Source organism: Nonomuraea sp. MG754425, from assembly GCF_021699195.1.
GTDB lineage: Bacteria > Actinomycetota > Actinomycetes > Streptosporangiales > Streptosporangiaceae > Nonomuraea.
Window position 1 is genome coordinate 1 of sequence record NZ_SSXE01000130.1, and the last position, 16,323, is coordinate 16,323.

Here is a 16,323-nt window from a genome sequence, read left to right on the forward strand (position 1 = left end):
GGCTGGCTGGCGGCTCGGCAGGCTCGGACGCGCTGGGGGACGGCGTCGGCGCCCCCTCCACCCGGAACGGGATCTCCCCCTCGATGGGGTGCCCGTCGGAGGACACGACGCGGTAGGCGATCGTGTACTCGCCGTCGGGCAGCGGCCCTTCGACGGCCTGGGTGACCACCGCGCCGTCGACCTCGGGCTTGCCGCTCTCGTGCTGGGCGTCTGCCTCGCCCCGCACGATGACGAACGGCATGCGGACCTTGGCGCTGAACTCGAGCCTGACCTCGTCGAGGGACTTGACCTCGGCGTTCTTGGCCGGGGAGCTGCTCTTGAGCGCGTCGTGCGCCAGCGCGGGCGCGGCGGGGCCGAACACGAGCAGGGCGGCGGTGAGAATCGCGGTGAGGGCCGCGAGCGGGGATCTCTTCATGGCACCCTCAAGGCTACCGACGCCGTCGGCCGGTCCGGACTCCGCTCCGCGAATGGGGCTCTACAATCCCGCGCAGGCGAGCGCCCGGCGGTAGGCGTCGACGGCTCCGTCGGTGTCGCCGAGCTGTTCCATGGTCTCGGCGGTGGCGTACCAGGCGGACGCCGAGCGGCGGGAGTCGGGCAGCGGCGTGAGCCAGTTGGTGACGGCGACGGCGTGCTCGCGCCCCTCCGCCACCCGGCCGACCGCGCCGTAGACCCGGCCGAGCAGCAGGTTGGCCTCCGCGCCCAGGGCGTGGCCGAACTCGGGGAGCAGGTTCCTGCCCGTCACCGCGTGCTCGGCGGCCTTGTCGAGGTCGTTGGCCATGTACTCGGCGCAGGCCAGCTCGACGTAGAGGTTGGCCTGGTCGAAGGTGCTGGTCGAGGTCTGCTCGAACTCGGCGACCGCGGCGCGCAGCATGTCGCGCACGCCGGCGGCGTCCTGGGCGCCGACGCGCAGCCGCGTGCGCGCGAGCGCGAGCCGCATGCGGGCGGTGTTGCGCGGCTGGCCGTGCTCGACCTGGACGGCCAGCGCCCGCTCGGCGAAGGCCACCGCCTCGTCGTTGTGGCCGGTGGCGCGGGCGACGATGGAGGCGTTCCAGTTGGCGGCGACGATGGAGCGCGGCGTGCCCAGGGCGTCGGCGGCGTTGAGCAGTTCGGCGGCGAACTGCCTGGCTCGCAGCATGTCGCCGCGCTCCAGGTAGGCGGCGAGCAGGGTGGCGCCCAGCTCGACCAGCAGGTCGGTCCAGGACTGGCGGGCGTTGCCGCTCAGGAGCTGCTCGGCCACCTCGACGGCCTCGCTCAGCCGGGCGCTCTCCCGGTAGGCACGGCACAGCGCGACGGCCACCTCGATGGCGCGCTCGGCGGGCAGTTCCTCCTCGCGCAGCCTGAGCATGATCGAGATCGCCTCGTCGAGGTCGCCGGCCGCCTCCGTGGCGAGCGCGAGCCCGAACTCGGCTTCTTGACGAAGTGTCGTCAGCCCTGCCAGGTTACTGTTGCGCAGCAGCTCCGCGAAGCGCGTGCGGGCCTCGGCGACCTCACCGTTCTCGAGCGCCAGCCGCGCGTAGCCGAGGGCGAGCTCGATGTCCTCCATCTGCTCGGCGGTGACGCCGTTGATCAGATAGGACAGCGAGCAGTCGAGTTTACCGGCCAGTAGCTCCAAGACCGCGGGGGTGGGGGTACGCTTGCCACTCTCGATCAACGAGACGTAACTGTCGGACAACTCGGGGTGTGCGAGCTGGGCCTGTGACAAGCCGCGTTGCCGCCGAACCGTCTTGATGCGGAGTCCGACTAGGTCAGATGTGGTCACAGCAGCCGCTCCCTGAGAAGATGAAGTCCGAGCATCCCACATAGGCGAGGGAGAACCCCCATGCGCATGCGCATTGCCCTGTCGATCCTGGTTGCCGCGATCAGCGCCGCGTTGGCCATTGGAGGTAATGTTACGACCGCGAACGCCGAGTCGTCTTCCCTATCTTTCGGGCAAGGTGAGTCGTACTGCTGCTGATCGGCAGCCGATGAACGTGGCAAGGTGACACCCGGGGCGACCTCCACGGACACGCACCGCACTCCGTGCCCGCGACGGGGCGACCCGGCTGGTGAAGGGCCTCACGGCCCCCGCTGCCCACCTTCTGTGTGACCTTGCCTGAGTCACGGATCAGCCGGGCCCAAGCGACCAGTTCCACACCAGCCACGGGCTGGTGCACAACCTAGTGGCAGCGTCTACATTCCATCTACATACGACGCCGGCCTCTGCGCACCAGGACTTTCGGGACTAAGCTCCCTACGTGTATCCGACTCGCGATCACGGAAGGTCTATGGCGGCCGGTCTCACCATTGGTCTCTTGGGTTCGGTTGTCGGTGTGCTCGACGACGAAGAAAACGACCTGGGGCCGCCTCTCCAGCAGGCGATCGCGGCGATGCTGGCGATGCGCTCGGGTCGTGTGGTCACTCTGGGCCAGCTCATCGAGGGTCTGTGGGGGGACGCCCCGCCCGCCAGCGCCGCGCAGAGTGTCTACACCTACATCGCGGGGCTGCGACGCCTGTTCGAGCCGAATCGCTCCAGGCGGGAGCCTCCGAACATGGTGGCCAGGGCCTCCGGCGGCTACCTGTTGCGGCTCGAACCGTCCAAGGTCGACGCGTGCGTGTTCGACGCCCGGCTCGACGAGGCGGCGCAGGCCAGGAAAGACGGCGACCTCACCCGGGCGTTATCCCTGGTGGACGAGGCGCTCGCGCTGTGGCGCGGCCAGCCGCTGAGCGGCGTGCCCGGCCCCTTCGCCGAAGGTGAGCGCGCCCGTCTCGAAGAGCTGCACCTGACCGCCGCGGAGATCAGGGGCGAGGCCCTGGTGGGGCTCGGACGTCCCGAGGAGGGGCTGACCGAGCTGGCCGACCTGACCCGCCGCCACCCTCTGCGCGAGCGCCTGCACGAACTGCTCATGCTGGCCCTGCACGGATGCGGGCGCAAGGCCGAGGCGCTGACGGTCTTCGAGGAGGCCCGTCGCACGCTGGCCGAGGAGCTCGGCGTCGACCCGGGCGAGGGCCTGCGGCGCGCCCACCGGCTCGTCCTGGCGGCCGACGGCCGGGCGGGGCCCGATCTGGTGGTCCCCCGGCAGCTTCCCCGCGGCCTGCTGGTCTTCGCCGGCCGCACACGCGAGACGGCGCGGCTGAGGTCGCTGCTGGATCCCCGGGACGACGCCCCACCGCATCCGTTCGTGGTGATCTGCGGCCCGCCCGGCGTCGGCAAGTCCGCGCTGGCCGTGCGGGTGGCCCACAAGGTGCGCGACCGCTTCCCCGGCGGGCAGCTCTACGTCAACCTGCGCGGCGGCACGCCGAACGTGGCCCGGCCGCGGGCGTACGAGATCTTCAGCCGGTTGCTGCGCGGCATCGGGGTACCGGACCGCGCCGTTCCCGAGGACGAGGACGAAGCCGCCGCCCTGTGGCGCAGCCGGCTGGAGGGCCGGCGACTGCTCGTGCTCCTGGACAACGCCGCCGACCTGGCCCAGGTCACGCCGCTCGTCTCGGCGCCGCTCGGCACCGCGTTCCTGGTGACGAGCCGGGAGTCGCTGGCGGCCGGCGACGACTGCGTGCAGCTCCGGCTGGGCCCGCTGTCGGACGTGGAGGCCACCGCCATGCTGTCCAAGCTCGTCGGGGCCGAGCGGGTCTCCGCGGACCTGGGACAGACCAACCGGTTGGTGCGGCTCTGTGACGGCTTCCCCCTCGCGCTGCGCGTGGCGGGGGCGCGGCTGAACGACCGTCCCGACTGGAGTGTGGGCGCGCTGACGGCGCGGCTGAGCGACGAGCGACGCCGGCTGCGCGAACTGGAGGCGGGCGAGCTGGCCGTGCGGTCGAGCCTGGCGGCGAGCTGGAGCGCGCTCGACCGCAGCACCCGCGAGATCGACGGCGCGGCGGCGCGCCTGCTGGCCCTGCTCGGCCTGCTGCACGTGCCGGACGTCACCGTCGAGGCGGCCACGGCGCTGTCGGAGTCCGCGCCGGCCGACGTCGAACGCGCGCTGGAGCGCCTGTGTGACGCCCACCTGCTCGACGCCGGCGAGCCGGGCCGCTACCACCCCCATGACCTGGTCCGGCTCTTCGCCGCCGACCTGCTGCCCGCGGGCGAGCGGCGCTCGCCGCTCAGGCGGGCGATCGGCTACTACGCCGAGTCGGTACGGGCCGCGGCGCGGACCAGCGACCCGCACCGGGTCCATTGCCTGTACCCGCCGATCGAGGCGCAGGGCCGCCGGTTCGGCAGCGCGGACGAGGCGCGCGCCTGGCTCAGGGCGGAGGAGGCCACCCTGATGGCCGCCGCCAACCAGGCGATGGCGGACCCCGACGACGGCATCGCCCGCGCGGGGGCGGGGATCGGCCTGGCCCTGTGGTGGTACCAGCAGAGCGCCTACCGCGTGTCCGGGCTGGTCTCGCTGGGTGAGCGGCTGCTCGCGACGGGCCGGCGACTCGACGACCCGGTCATCACGATGGAGGCGCACGCCCACCTCGCGACGGGCCTGTACCTGCGGGGCGACCCCGCCGCCTTCGAGCACGGCGAGCAGCACCTGCGGCTGGCGCGCCGGCTCGGCGACCGCTTCAACGAGCAGCGCGCGCACGGCAACCTGGCCTCCACGTTCCACAAGTCGGGGCGCTTCTCCGACGCGCTGGAGCACGCGCTCGCCCAGCGCGCGCTCGCCCGCGAGATCGGCTCGACGGTGGGCGAGCTGTTCGCCCTGCTGATGGTCGGACGGTGCTGCCGGGGTCTCGACCGGCTGGAGGAGGCCACGGCGGTCCTGGAGGAGGGCGCGGAGATGGCCCGCCGCGCCGGCGACAGCCTGCGCGAGGTGGAGTTCTCCCTCGAACGCGGGCACGTCCTGATCCACCGCGGCCAGGCCGGCACGGCGCTCGGCGTGCTCACCGAGGCGCTGGGGCCGGCGCGCATGACCCGGATGACGGAGATGAGCTGCCTGGTCTACCTGGCGCGGGCGCACCGCCTGCTCGGCCAGACCGGCGAGGCCGTGCGCCGCAGCGCCGAGGCGGTGGCGCTGGCCGAGCGGATGGGCAGCGCGTACTGGCTGGAGCGGGCGGTGGAGGAGCGGGAGGGGGCCCTGCGGAAACAGGCGGCCGGTTCCCGGGTGAGCCACAGCGGCCTGCCGGTCAGCGGGGCGGCGCGGTGTCCCTGAGCGCGAGGAAGAAATCGACCCGGTCGGCCATCGTGGCCAGGTTCCGGCCGGTCAGCTCCTCGATCCTGCGTACGCGGTAGCGCACGGTGTTGACGTGCACGTGCAGTTGCTCGGCGCAGGCGTTCCATGAGCCGGCGCAGTCGAGGAAGACGCCGAGGGTGCGCACCAGCTCCGACTGGTGCCGCCGGTCGTAGTCGAGCAGCGGCGACAGCAGCCGGGCGGCGAACGAGCGGCGCACGTCACCCGGCACCGTGGCCAGCAGCAGCGCGTGGGTGTAGATCTCGTCGCTGGTCACGACCCCGCCGCCGCGTGCCTCGGCCAGCCGCCGCGCGTGCCCGGCCTCTTCCACGCCGCCCTTGACGGCGGCGGCGCCGCTCAGCGCGCCGCTGAGCCCGACGCACAGGCGGGTGCCGGGCAGCGCGGCGAGCACCCCCGCCCCGGCGCGCAGCCGCTCGGCCAGCTCGGCGGTGGTGGACTCGCGCAGCGGCACCACGGCGACCGCGCCGTCCGCGCCGGCCGCCGCCACGATCTCGCGGCCGAGCAGTTCCTCGACGATCCGGCCCCCGAGCGTGGCGGGGTCGGGCCCGCGGGTGGCGCCCGGCCTGGACGCGGTGACGTCGACGATCGCGTACGGCTCCGCCGTGTCCACCCCGCACGTGCGCAGCCGGGCGTTGAGCTCCGCCCCGCCGGCCTCGGCCAGGGCGGCCACGACGAGCTGCTCGGTCAGGCGGCGCTCGACCCGGCGGCCCTCCTCGACGCGACCGCGTTCGAGGCCCACGCAGGCGGCCAGCTCGTAGCCGAGGTCGGCGCGGCCCATCAGGTCGCCGTCGCAGGCCAGCGCCCAGCCGGCGGCGCGGTGGCCGCGTCCGACCGCGAAGAGCGTGTGCGCGCCGGCCAGGACCGGCAGGCGGGGCGCCGTCAGGTACGCCTTGGCCAGGCCGACGGGGTCGTCCACCGTGCCGACGATCACCTCGCCCGAGGCGGACACCACCGCGCCGGTGACGCCCAGTTCGGCGGCGGTCAGCGCGAACAGCTCGCGCAGGTCGGCGCCCTCTGCCATGGCCGCGACCAGCCTGCGGTGCCGGCCGAGCGCGTCGCGGACGTCTCCGGCCAGCCGCGGCACGACCGTCTCGGCCAGCGTCCGGAACGACACCTCGACCGGGACCTCCAGCAGCGGCAGCCCGGCCCGCGCGCAGGCGGCGACGAGGTCGCCGGGCACGTGCCCCAGCCACGCCTGCCCCGCGCCGAGCGCGGCCACCCCCGACTCGGCCAGCGCGGCCACGAACCGGGCCGAGTCCGCCGGCTCGTGCCACCACATCAGCCCGGTCAGCACCAGTTCACCGCCGCCCAGGTAGCGGCCGGGCTCGGGCAGATCGGTGATGTGCACCGTGCCGAACTCGCGCTCCGGGTCGCCGGTGAGCAGCCGCAGGCGCAGGTCGTCGATGGCCAGCAGGTCGGAGATACGCACCTGTAGGAATGTACAAGTCGTATGTTGCAAGCGATGACCACGATTTGACGTCGGGCGCATAGGACCGGCCCGGGTGGCGGTGCTCTACTCGGAAGATGACGCAGACGGCTGACGTGACCCGGCACGGAGTCGGGGAGAGCGCCCGGCGGCCCGACGCCGCGCTGAAGGTGACCGGCGAGTTCGCCTTCGCCTCCGACCTGTGGCTGGACGGCATGGTCTGGGGCGCGACGCTGCGCAGCCCGCACGCGTCGGCCTGGCTGCGCTCGATCGACGTGGGCCCGGCGCTGCGCATCCCCGGCGTGCGGGCGGTGCTGACCCACGAGGACGTGCCGGGCGTGAAGTTCTACGGCCTGGAACACAAGGACCAGCCGGTGCTCGCCATCGACCAGGTCCGTTACCAGGGCGAGCCGGTGGCGCTGGTGGCGGCCGACCACCCGGAGACGGCCCGCAGGGCGGCGGCGGCCATCGTCGTCGAGTACGAGCCCCGCCCCGCCGTCACCGACCCCGGCCTGTCGCAGCACTTCGTACGCCACCAGCCGGTGCGGCGCGGCGACACCTTCGAGGCCGAGGTGGTGGTGACCGGCGAGTACGAGGTCGGCATGCAGGACCAGGCGTTCCTCGGCCCCGAGTCCGGCCTGGCGGTGCCCGCCGAGGACGGCGGCGTGGACCTGTTCATCGCCACCCAGTGGCTGCACGTGGACCGCGACCAGCTCGCCCCCTGCCTGGGCCTGCCCCCGGAAAAGGTGCGCCTGACGCTGTCGGGCGTCGGCGGCGCGTTCGGGGCCCGCGAGGACCTGTCGATGCAGGTCCACGCCTGCATGCTGGCCCTGCGGCTGAACCGCCCTGTCAAGATCGTGTACGGCCGCGAGGAGTCGTTCTTCGGCCACGTGCACCGCCACCCGGCGCGGATGCGCTACGAGCACGGCGCGACCCGGGACGGGAGGCTGGTCTACGTCAAGGCCGACATCCTGCTCGACGGCGGCGCGTACTGCTCCTCCTCCCCCGCCGTCGTGGGCAACGCGGCGTCGCTGGGCGTGGGGCCGTACGAGGTGGCGAACGTGCGGGTGGACGCCACCGGCGTCTACACCAACAACCCGCCGTGCGGCGCGATGCGCGGCTTCGGCGCGGTGCAGGCGTGCTACGCCTACGAGTCGCAGATGGACCGGCTGGCCGAGGCGTGCGGCCTGTCGCCGGTCGAGATCCGCCGGCGCAACGCGGTCGCGCAGGGCTCCCACCTGATCACCGGTCAGGTGATCGACTCGCCGGCCCCGCTCGCGGAGATGCTGGGCGAGCTGGAGGCCATGCCGCTGCCGCCGGCCAGGACCGGCGGCGACCTGCGGGGGCTGCCCGGCGGCGTCTCCCAGACCACCCACGGCGAGTCCGTGCGCCGCGGGGTGGGCTACGGCGTGGGGATCAAGAACATCTGCTTCTCGGAGGGCTTCGACGACTACTCCACCGCCCGGGTGCGGGCCGAGCTGGTCGCCGGGGAACCGCACGTCACCGTGCACACCGCCGCCGCCGAGGTGGGCCAGGGGCTGGTGACCGTACAGGCCCAGATCGCCCGCACCGAGCTGGGCGTCGCGAACGTCACCGTGGCCACCGCCGACACCTCGGTCGGCTCGGCGGGCTCGTCGTCGGCCTCGCGGCAGTCGTACGTCACGGGCGGGGCGGTCAAGGCCGCCTGCGAGGCGGTGCGCGAGCGGTTCGGCGGCCTGCCGGCGAAGGAGGCGCTGGAGCGGTACGGGCCGATCGAGGAGACGCGCGAGTACCGGCACCGGCCGACGTTCCCGATGGACCCGCTCACCGGGCAGGGCGACTCGCACACCCAGCTCGCGTTGTGCGTGCACCGGGCGGTCGTGGACGTGGACGTGGAGCTGGGCCTGGTGAAGGTGGTGGAGCTGGCGGCGGTCCAGGACGTGGGGCGGATCCTGAACCCGCAGGCGCTGGAGGGCCAGATCCACGGCGGCAGCGCCCAGGGGCTGGGGCTGGCGCTGATGGAGGAGATCCAGGTCCGCGACGGCCGGGTGCTGAACCCGTCGTTCACCGACTACCTCATCCCCACCGTCCTGGACATGCCGCCCATGACGCTGCGCATCCTGGAGAACCCGGACCCGCAGGCCCCGTACGGGCTGCGCGGGGCCGGCGAGCCCCCGACGCTCTCCTCCACCCCCGCCATCGCCGCCGCCGTCCGGGCGGCCACGGGGCTGCGGTTGACTCGCGTTCCGATTAGGCCGGAAGATATCGCCTTGTTCGACGACGGCTCGACAAAGGGGGCATTCGATGGCAACCGCGCGTGAGGCTGCGGAGGCGGAGTTCAGGCGCTTCGACACCGACGGCGACGGCCTGCTGACCGCCGAGGAGATCAGGAAGGCCAACGACGCGCTCGGCGGGCAGGGCGCCTCCGAGAGCGAGGTGGAGGCGTTCATCACGGCGGCCGACAGCGACGGCGACGGCACGATCAAGCTGGCGGAGTTCGTCGCCCTGGTGGGCCACGGCCGCCACGAGAAGGGGTGATCTCGGCCCTCGCTGGGTAGGCACACCGGCATTCCCCCTGATCACGAGGGGGGAATACCGGTGCTCGACAGGTTCTTCGAGCTCACCGGCCGGGGCACCACCGTCGGCCGTGAGGTGCGGGGCGGGCTCACCACGTTCATGGCGATGGCCTACATCATCCTGCTCAACCCGATCATCCTGGCCGGGGCCAAGGACATCACCGGCGCCCGCCTGTCGATCGCCGAACTGACCACCTCCACGGCACTGGCCGCGGCGATCTCCACACTGCTCATGGCCGTCGTCGGCAACGCGCCGTTCGGGCTGGCGGCCGGGCTCGGCCTGAACGCGGTCGTCGCCTACCAGGCCGCCCCGCACATGACCTGGGCCCAGGCGATGGGCCTGGTCGTGCTGGAAGGCTTCGTGATCATCGTGCTGGCCGTGACCGGCCTGCGCACCCTGATCATGAACGCGATCCCGCTGGCGCTCAAGCACGCGATCAGCGTGGGCATCGGCCTGTTCATCGCGCTGATCGGCCTGGTGGACGCGGGCTTCGTGGCGCGCGGCACGGGCACGCCCGTGCAACTCGGCGCGACCGGCCACCTGAAGGGCTGGCCGGTCGTGATCTTCTGCTTCGGCCTGCTCCTGATGATCGTCCTGTACGTGCGCCGCGTCCCGGCCGCCATCCTCATCAGCATCGCCGCCACGGCGGCCCTGGCCATCCTGGTCAACTCGGTCACCGCCATCGAGCCGGCGGCCTGGGGCGTGGTCACGCCGCGCCTGCCCGAGTCGCTGGTCGCCGCGCCCTCCTTCGGGCTGGTGGGCGAGTTCGACCTGTTCGGCGGGTTCGCCACGGCGGGGGCGCTGACGGCGACCGTGGTGCTGTTCACGCTGGTGCTGTCGGGCTTCTTCGACGCCATGGGCACGATCATCGGCGTCAGCGACGAGGCCGGCATGGTGGACCGGCGCGGGCAGGTGCCCCGGCTGGGCCGGATCCTGACCGTGGACGGCGTGGCCGGCATGGTGGGCGGCTCGGTGAGCGCCTCGGCGAACACCGTCTTCGTCGAGTCGGCCGCGGGGGTCGGCGAGGGCGCGCGCACCGGGCTGGCCAGCGTGGTGACGGGCGCGCTGCTGGGCCTGACGCTGCTGTTCACGCCGCTGGCCGCCGTCGTGCCGGCCGCCGCCGCGGCGCCCGCGCTGGTGCTGGTCGGGGCGCTGATGATGACGCAGAGCCGGAACGTGCCGTGGGACGACCTGGAGCTGGCCGTGCCGGCGTTCCTGACGATCGCGCTGATGCCGTTCACGTACTCGATCACGAACGGCGTGGGGGCCGGGGTGATCGCGTACACGCTGATCAAGGCGGCCAGGGGGCGCTTCTCCGAGATCCCGTGGCTGCTGTGGGTGGTCTCGCTGGTCTTCCTGGCCTACTTCGGCATCGACTGGCTGGAGGCGGTGTTCGCCTAGCGGATGTCGCCGCTGTTGCAGGCCACGCCGTTGTTGTCGACGTCGGTGTACCAGCCGTACTCCTCGTGGGTGCCCCTGAAGTAGGGCCCGTCGCCGGCCTTCGCGGCCTCCGCGCAGCTCGGGTAGCGCTTGTCGAGGGACCGGCCGCCGGTCGCCGGGGCCGTGCTTCCGGTGCCCGTGCTTCCCGTGCCCGTGGTGTCCGTGCCGGTGCTGCCCGTGCCGCCGGTGCCGCCCGTGCCGCCCGTGCCGCCCGTCGGCTGGGTGGCGGGGCCGGTCGGGAAGGTGCTCTGGCCGCCGTCGGGCGGAGTGGCCGGGCCGGTGGTCGGGCCGGTGGGCGGGGTCGTGGCGTCCGGGCTCGCCTGGCTGCCCGTCAGGCGGGTCACCAGCGTCTCGGCGTCGGCCTGGGTGAAGCCGGCGATGCTCACGCTGTCGCCGTCCATGGCCTGGGTGACGATGGGCGCGGCCAGCACGGTCTTGGGCTGGTCGGCCTGCTCGGGCGCGAGCACGATCGCGATCGCCCGCTGCTGGGGCGCCAGCTCGTCGAGGAGCCCCGCCAGCCGCTCCTTGAAGGCCGGCGCGACCGCGATGCGCACGGAGTACTGGCCGTCGTTCTCGCGCAGCGACTCGATGCGCTGCACGGCCCCGACCGTGACGCCGTCCTCCAGCAGGTAGCAGGTGCCCTGGGCCTCGTCGAGCACGGCCGGGTCGCCGGGGCAGGGCGCGGGCTTGCTCTCCTTGACCGGCGCGAAGTGGATCGGCACGGACAGGTGACGCGGCGGCGCGCCGCCCAGCAGCGGCGTGTCGGGGCTCCTGGTCATCAGGACGGCGACCGTGCCGAGCACGCCCGCGACGAGCACCACCAGCACCAGCGAGACGATCAGCACGGTGGTGGTGAGTCTGCTGGCCTTCGGCTCCCCCGGATCCGCGGGTGGCGGCTCTTCCGGCTTGTCCATCGATGACGATCCCATTCTGACGGCCCATGCTGACGGGGTCGGGCTGCCGGTGAGCCTATCGAGGACAGGCCGAACCGGGGTAATCAACCGGACAATCCTCTCTCAACTGTGAGATGGGAGAAAGAATCGAGGAGAAAGACGGCTTCGCCGGGAAGAGTGACCCTATGAAGGTCGGTGTGCCGCTAGAGGTGAAGAACAGCGAGTACCGGGTGGCGCTGACCCCCGCCGGGGTGCACGAGCTGGTGCGCCACGGTCATCAGGTCCTCGTCGAGAGCGGCGCGGGCGACGGCTCGGCCATCCCCGACGCCTACTTCGCCGCCGCGGGCGCGGTGCTGGTGCCGGACGCCGACGAGCTGTGGGGCGCGGCCGACCTGGTGATGAAGGTCAAGGAGCCGGTGGCGCAGGAGTACCACCGGCTGCGCGAGGGGCTGGTGCTGTTCACGTACCTGCATCTGGCCGCCTCCCGGGCCGGCACGCGGGCGCTGCTGGAGTCGGGCTGCACCGCGGTCGCCTACGAGACCGTCCAGACCCCGGGCGGCGCGCTGCCCCTGCTCGCCCCCATGTCGGAGGTGGCCGGACGGCTGGCGCCGCAGGTGGGCGCCTACCACCTGATGCGCTCGTCGGCCGGCAGGGGCGTGCTGATGGGCGGTGTGTCCGGGGTGCGCGCGGCGCACGTGGTGGTGCTCGGGGCCGGGGTGTCCGGCATGAACGCCGCCGCCATCGCCCTCGGCATGCAGGCCGAGGTGGTGCTGCTCGACAAGAACATCGACAAGCTGCGCCGGGCCGACCTGATCTACCAGGGCCACTGCCAGACCGTCGCCTCCAACACGCTGGAGATCGAGCGCGCGGTGCTGGAGGCCGACCTGGTCATCGGGGCGGTGCTGGTGCCCGGCGCGAAGGCTCCGGAGCTGGTGGGCAACGACCTGGTCAGCCGCATGAAGCCGGGCTCGGTGCTGGTGGACATCTCGATCGACCAGGGCGGCTGCTTCGAGGACTCGCGGCCGACGACGCACGAGGAGCCGACGTACCGCGTGCACGAGTCGGTCTTCTACTGCGTGGCCAACATGCCGGGCGCGGTGCCGCACACCTCGACGTACGCGCTGACGAACGTGACGCTGCCGTACGCGCTGGCGATCGCCGACCTGGGCTGGCGGCGCGCGATGCGCGCGGACCCGGCGCTGGCGCTCGGGCTGAGCACCCACGGGGGCCGCCTGACCAGCCGCCCCGTGGCCGAGGCGCACAAGCTGGACTGGACGCCGCCGGGCGAGGTGCTCGGCATTTCCTGATGCCCCTGTCGCGCCGCCGACCGAACAGTTACGCTGAGTAGCGACCAGCTACTCAAAGTAATTGATCGGAGTGGTGATGTCCCTGCCGAGCTTCCGCGAGAGCGCCGAGCGCAACTTCCACGACCTGGACACCGACGGTGACGGCTTCCTGACCCGGTACGACTACATGGCCCTCGCCCAGCGGCGGCTGCTGCAGACCGGCATCAGGCCCGAGACCCCCGAGGGCGAGGCGGTGGTGGACGCGTTCATGAACGCCTGGGACCACCACGTCCGCGTCCTGGACACCGACCGCGACGGGCGGATCGGCAGGGAGGAGTACGTCCGGTCCTTCGAGGCGCTGGCGAGCACCGGCGAGCTGGAGACGGTGCTCTCGCCGATCTCCAGGGCCACCTTCATCGTGGCCGACCGCGACCGCGACGGCTGGATCAGCGCCGAGGAGTTCGGCACGCTCTGGAGCCGGCCGGGCACCGACCTGACCGCCGCCTTCACCAGGGCCGACGCCGACGGCGACGGGCGCATCTCGTTCGAGGAGTTCGCCCGCGCCCGCCACGGCATGCTCATCGGCGACGCCTGAGCCCGCACCCGCGATGCCGTCAGGGCCCTGCGGGGGCCGGGCCCTGACGTCGCGGCAGGTCGTGCGGCTACTGCTGCTGGGACTGGCTGGGCGACGGGGAGACGGTCTCCGCCGGCGCCTGCTGCTGCTGCTGCGGCTCGGGCGGCAGCGGGGCCTGGTCGGCCGTGGTGGTGACCGCCGTCTCGCCGCCGCACGTGGCGCCCGGCTCGGGCGTGTCGGCGCCGTTCTGGTAGCGCTTGATGAACGCCCCGAGCTTCGGGTCGGCCGGGTCGGTCAGCTTGAGCTGGTGCCCCCATGAGGAGACCACGATCGGCGACGGCAGGTTGGGGAAGGGGCTGACCAGCATGTACTCCTGCTGCCCGGTGGCGCCCGCGACCTCCTTGAGCTGGTCGATCTGCGCCTTGGGCAGATCGGGGCGGTAGGTGATCCAGACCGCGCCGTGCTCCAGCGAGTGCACGGCGTGCTCGCTGTGGATCGGCTGGTCGTAGATCGCGCACTGCTGCCAGTAGTTGTTGTGCTCGCCGCCCACCGGCGGTGTCTCCTTGTAGGAGACCGCGTTCCAGACGTGCTGGCCGCCGTCGTACTTGACGCTCGCCACGGCGTCGAGCGAGGTCTTCCTGCCCTGGTCGATCAAGTAGAAGCCGACCAGGCCGACGAGCACCACGATGATGAGCCCGCCCGTGCCCCACATCAGCAGTGCGGCGCGGCGTTGTTTGCGCTTCTGCTCGGCCCGCAGTTTCTGCAGGTGCTCGCGCCTCGCCTGCGCCTTCTCCTTCGTCATCGCTCCTCCATCGGCGTACCAACTCCGGGTCACCCTATGCCCTCCGGGCGTATGCGGAGAATAAGAGCGGCATAAGGGTCCGATCACGACCCCTCCCCCAGGTGGGTACTCTGGGATCCGCCATGGAAAAGCCGGTGAGAAGACCTCTGCTGATCGTCTGCGGCGTGCTGGTGCTCGCCGCGGCGGCGTTCCTGCTGTTCGGCCGCGACGGCACGCCGGGCGACACCTCGGCCGAGGCCGGGTTCGCCCGCGACATGGCCACGCACCACGCGCAGGCCGTCGAGATGGCGTTCCTCATCAGGGACAAACGCCCCGCCCCCGAGATCGCCAGTCTGGCCTTCGACATCATCAACACCCAGGCCAACCAGCGCGGCATGTTCCTGGGCTGGCTGCAGCAGTGGCAGCTCACCCAGGCGACCGACCAGCCGCCGATGGCCTGGATGAGCGGCCACGGCCACGCCGCAGCCGCCCCGGGCGCCGCGTCGGCCGCCACCGGCGGCGCGGCGGCGCGCATGCCCGGCATGGCCTCGCCCGACGAGTTGACCAAGCTCAGGCAGGCGGAGGGCACGCCGGCCGAGGTGCTGTTCCTGCAGCTCATGATCCGCCACCATGAAGGCGGCGTGCAGATGTCCGAGGGGCTGCTCGGGCTGTCCACGCGCGGCGAGGTGGTCAGCATGGCCCAGAAGATCGTCAGCGGGCAGAGCGGGGAGATCAAGCTCATGACGGACCTGCTCCAGAAACGGGGCGCGCAACCCTACCCGTCGATCCTGAAGAGCCAGTAGGCGATGGCCGCCGACGCCGTGGTCGTGGGCTCGGGGCCCAACGGCCTGATGGCCGCGGTGCTGCTGGCCCGCGCGGGGCGTCAGGTGGTGCTGCTGGAGGCGGCCGAGCGGTTCGGCGGCGGGCTGCGCTCCGGCGAGCTGACCCTGCCGGGGCGCGTGCACGACCTGGGCGCGACCGTGATGGCGATGGCGCTGGCCTCCCCCGCCTTCCGGGAACTGGAGCTCAAGGGGGTCGAGTTCGCGCATCCGCCGGTGGCCGCGGCCCATCCGCTCGACGGGCGTCCCGCCGTGCTGGCGCACCGCGACGTGCACCGTACCGCCGAGGGGCTCGGGCGCGACGGGGGCGCGTGGCTGGCCACCGTGGGGGCGGCGGCGCGGGCCGGGTTCCCGCTGGTCGACCTGCTGCTCAAGCCGCTGGGGCCGTGGGCGCCCCGGCCGCGGACGTTCGCGCAGGCCGCCGGGTTCGGGGCGGCGGCGCTGCTGCCGACCACCACGTTCGCCAGGACGGCGTTCCGGACCACGGAGGCCAGGGCGCTGTTCGCGGGCATGGCCGCGCACTCCACGCTCGACCTGCGTTCCCCCCTTTCGGCCGGCTACGGGCTGGTGCTGAGCGCGCTGGCCCACCTGGTGGGCTGGCCGGTGGTGCGCGGCGGGTCACAGGTGCTGGCCGACGCGCTGGTGGCCGAGCTCAGGTCGCTGGGCGGCGAGGCGGTCAGCGGCCACCGCGTACGGCGGCTGGCCGAACTGGACGCCCCGATCGTCGTGCTCGACGTGACGCCCCGGCAGTTCCTCGCGATGGCCGACCTGCCCGCGGGCTACCGGCGCGGGCTCGAGCGCTACCGTTACGGGCCCGGGGTGTTCAAGATGGACTGGGCGCTGGACGGGCCGGTGCCGTGGCGCGACCCGGCGGTGGCCGGCGCGGGCACGGTGCACCTCGGCGGCACGCTGGAGGAGATCGCGCTCGGCGAGGCCGAGACGGCGGCCGGCAAAACCTCGCCCCGCCCGTACGTGCTGCTCGTCCAGCCGTACGCGGCCGACCCCACGCGCGGCGGGCACACGCTGTGGGCCTACTGCCACGTGCCGAACGGCTCGCGGGCGGACATGTCCGACGCCATCGAGGCCCAGATCGAGCGGTACGCGCCGGGCTTCCGCGACCGGGTGCTGGCCAGGCACACGATGGGCCCGGCCGACCTGGAGGCGGTCAATCCCAACCTGGTGGGCGGTGACATCGGCGGCGGGCTGGCCGCCCTGTCGCAGTTCCTGCGCCGGCCGGTCTGGTCGCCCGCCCCGTGGCGCACCCCGCTGCCGGGGGTGTTCCTCTGCTCGTCCGCCACGCCGCCGGGGCCGGGCGTGCACGGGATGGGCGGCTGGCAGGCCGCCCGCCTGGCCCTGCGCGCGCGCTGAGCGCCCC

The 16,323-nt window shown here is 73.1% G+C and carries 13 protein-coding genes; 8 read left to right on the forward strand and 5 right to left on the reverse strand.

Features of this window, described 5'->3' with window-relative positions:
* Together FAF44_RS35575 and FAF44_RS35580 are read right to left on the reverse strand one after the other, a co-directional pair.
* Positions 1-415: copper resistance CopC family protein (locus tag FAF44_RS35575; RefSeq protein ID WP_237107738.1), on the reverse strand; the 415-nt coding region annotated here is incomplete at its 3' end.
* Positions 416-475: 60 nt separating this feature from the next.
* Complete coding sequence (locus tag FAF44_RS35580) at positions 476-1,759, reverse strand: helix-turn-helix transcriptional regulator (protein ID WP_237107739.1); 1,284 nt, start codon at positions 1,757-1,759, stop codon at positions 476-478.
* 532 nt (positions 1,760-2,291) lie between these two features.
* Here FAF44_RS35580 and FAF44_RS35585 point away from each other — a divergent pair.
* A complete protein-coding gene (locus tag FAF44_RS35585) occupies positions 2,292-5,114 on the forward strand; it encodes a BTAD domain-containing putative transcriptional regulator (protein ID WP_237107740.1) in 2,823 nt (940 codons plus the stop codon).
* Here FAF44_RS35585 and FAF44_RS35590 read toward each other — a convergent pair.
* Positions 5,089-6,582, reverse strand: coding sequence for a PucR family transcriptional regulator (locus tag FAF44_RS35590; protein ID WP_237107741.1), 1,494 nt, complete (start codon positions 6,580-6,582; stop codon positions 5,089-5,091). The genes FAF44_RS35585 and FAF44_RS35590 overlap by 26 nt on opposite strands.
* A gap of 95 nt (positions 6,583-6,677) precedes the next feature.
* Here FAF44_RS35590 and FAF44_RS35595 point away from each other — a divergent pair, with 95 nt between their 5' ends.
* Genes FAF44_RS35595 through FAF44_RS35605 form a run of 3 tightly spaced genes read left to right on the forward strand, consistent with a single transcriptional unit; the run spans position 6,678 to position 10,536 of the window.
* On the forward strand, positions 6,678-8,879 hold the full coding sequence (locus tag FAF44_RS35595) for a molybdopterin cofactor-binding domain-containing protein (protein WP_237107742.1): 2,202 nt from the start codon (positions 6,678-6,680) through the stop codon (positions 8,877-8,879).
* A complete protein-coding gene (locus tag FAF44_RS35600) occupies positions 8,863-9,096 on the forward strand; it encodes an EF-hand domain-containing protein (protein ID WP_237107743.1) in 234 nt (77 codons plus the stop codon). Before FAF44_RS35595 ends, FAF44_RS35600 begins: the two co-directional genes overlap by 17 nt.
* A 60-nt stretch (positions 9,097-9,156) precedes the next feature.
* Positions 9,157-10,536, forward strand: coding sequence for an NCS2 family permease (locus tag FAF44_RS35605; protein WP_237107744.1), 1,380 nt, complete (start codon positions 9,157-9,159; stop codon positions 10,534-10,536).
* Here FAF44_RS35605 and FAF44_RS35610 read toward each other — a convergent pair.
* Positions 10,533-11,489: an excalibur calcium-binding domain-containing protein gene (locus FAF44_RS35610; RefSeq protein ID WP_237107745.1), complete on the reverse strand. Its 957-nt coding sequence runs from the start codon at positions 11,487-11,489 to the stop codon at positions 10,533-10,535. The genes FAF44_RS35605 and FAF44_RS35610 overlap by 4 nt on opposite strands.
* A 164-nt stretch (positions 11,490-11,653) precedes the next feature.
* Between FAF44_RS35610 and ald the strand changes: the two genes are divergently transcribed.
* Both ald and FAF44_RS35620 read left to right on the forward strand, forming a co-directional pair.
* On the forward strand, positions 11,654-12,775 hold the full coding sequence (ald, locus tag FAF44_RS35615) for an alanine dehydrogenase (protein WP_237107746.1): 1,122 nt from the start codon (positions 11,654-11,656) through the stop codon (positions 12,773-12,775).
* 76 nt (positions 12,776-12,851) lie between these two features.
* Complete coding sequence (locus FAF44_RS35620) at positions 12,852-13,349, forward strand: EF-hand domain-containing protein (RefSeq protein WP_237107747.1); 498 nt, start codon at positions 12,852-12,854, stop codon at positions 13,347-13,349.
* A 67-nt stretch (positions 13,350-13,416) separates the two neighbouring features.
* On the opposite strand, the gene FAF44_RS35625 is transcribed toward FAF44_RS35620, so the two are convergent.
* Positions 13,417-14,130: a DUF3105 domain-containing protein gene (locus FAF44_RS35625; RefSeq protein ID WP_237107748.1), complete on the reverse strand. Its 714-nt coding sequence runs from the start codon at positions 14,128-14,130 to the stop codon at positions 13,417-13,419.
* Positions 14,131-14,264: 134 nt separating this feature from the next.
* Here FAF44_RS35625 and FAF44_RS35630 point away from each other — a divergent pair, with 134 nt between their 5' ends.
* Positions 14,265-14,912, forward strand: a complete 648-nt coding sequence (locus tag FAF44_RS35630; RefSeq protein WP_237107749.1) for a DUF305 domain-containing protein — start codon at positions 14,265-14,267, stop codon at positions 14,910-14,912.
* Positions 14,913-14,915: 3 nt separating this feature from the next.
* The gene (locus FAF44_RS35635; RefSeq protein WP_237107750.1) at positions 14,916-16,316 is read left to right on the forward strand and encodes an NAD(P)/FAD-dependent oxidoreductase; all 1,401 of its coding nucleotides are present in this window, start codon (positions 14,916-14,918) and stop codon (positions 16,314-16,316) included.
* Positions 16,317-16,323: the final 7 nt, after the last annotated feature.

Bases quoted from the DNA above. Each gene is read 5' to 3' on its own strand.
- FAF44_RS35595 (WP_237107742.1), top strand. From the start codon at position 6,678: ATGACGCAGACGGCTGACGTGACCCGGCACGGAGTCGGGGAGAGCGCC.
- FAF44_RS35600 (WP_237107743.1), top strand. From the start codon at position 8,863: ATGGCAACCGCGCGTGAGGCTGCGGAGGCGGAGTTCAGGCGCTTCGAC.
- FAF44_RS35610 (WP_237107745.1), bottom strand. From the start codon at position 11,489: ATGGACAAGCCGGAAGAGCCGCCACCCGCGGATCCGGGGGAGCCGAAG.
- ald (WP_237107746.1), top strand. From the start codon at position 11,654: ATGAAGGTCGGTGTGCCGCTAGAGGTGAAGAACAGCGAGTACCGGGTG.
- FAF44_RS35620 (WP_237107747.1), top strand. From the start codon at position 12,852: ATGTCCCTGCCGAGCTTCCGCGAGAGCGCCGAGCGCAACTTCCACGAC.
- FAF44_RS35625 (WP_237107748.1), bottom strand. From the start codon at position 14,130: ATGACGAAGGAGAAGGCGCAGGCGAGGCGCGAGCACCTGCAGAAACTG.
- FAF44_RS35635 (WP_237107750.1), top strand. From the start codon at position 14,916: ATGGCCGCCGACGCCGTGGTCGTGGGCTCGGGGCCCAACGGCCTGATG.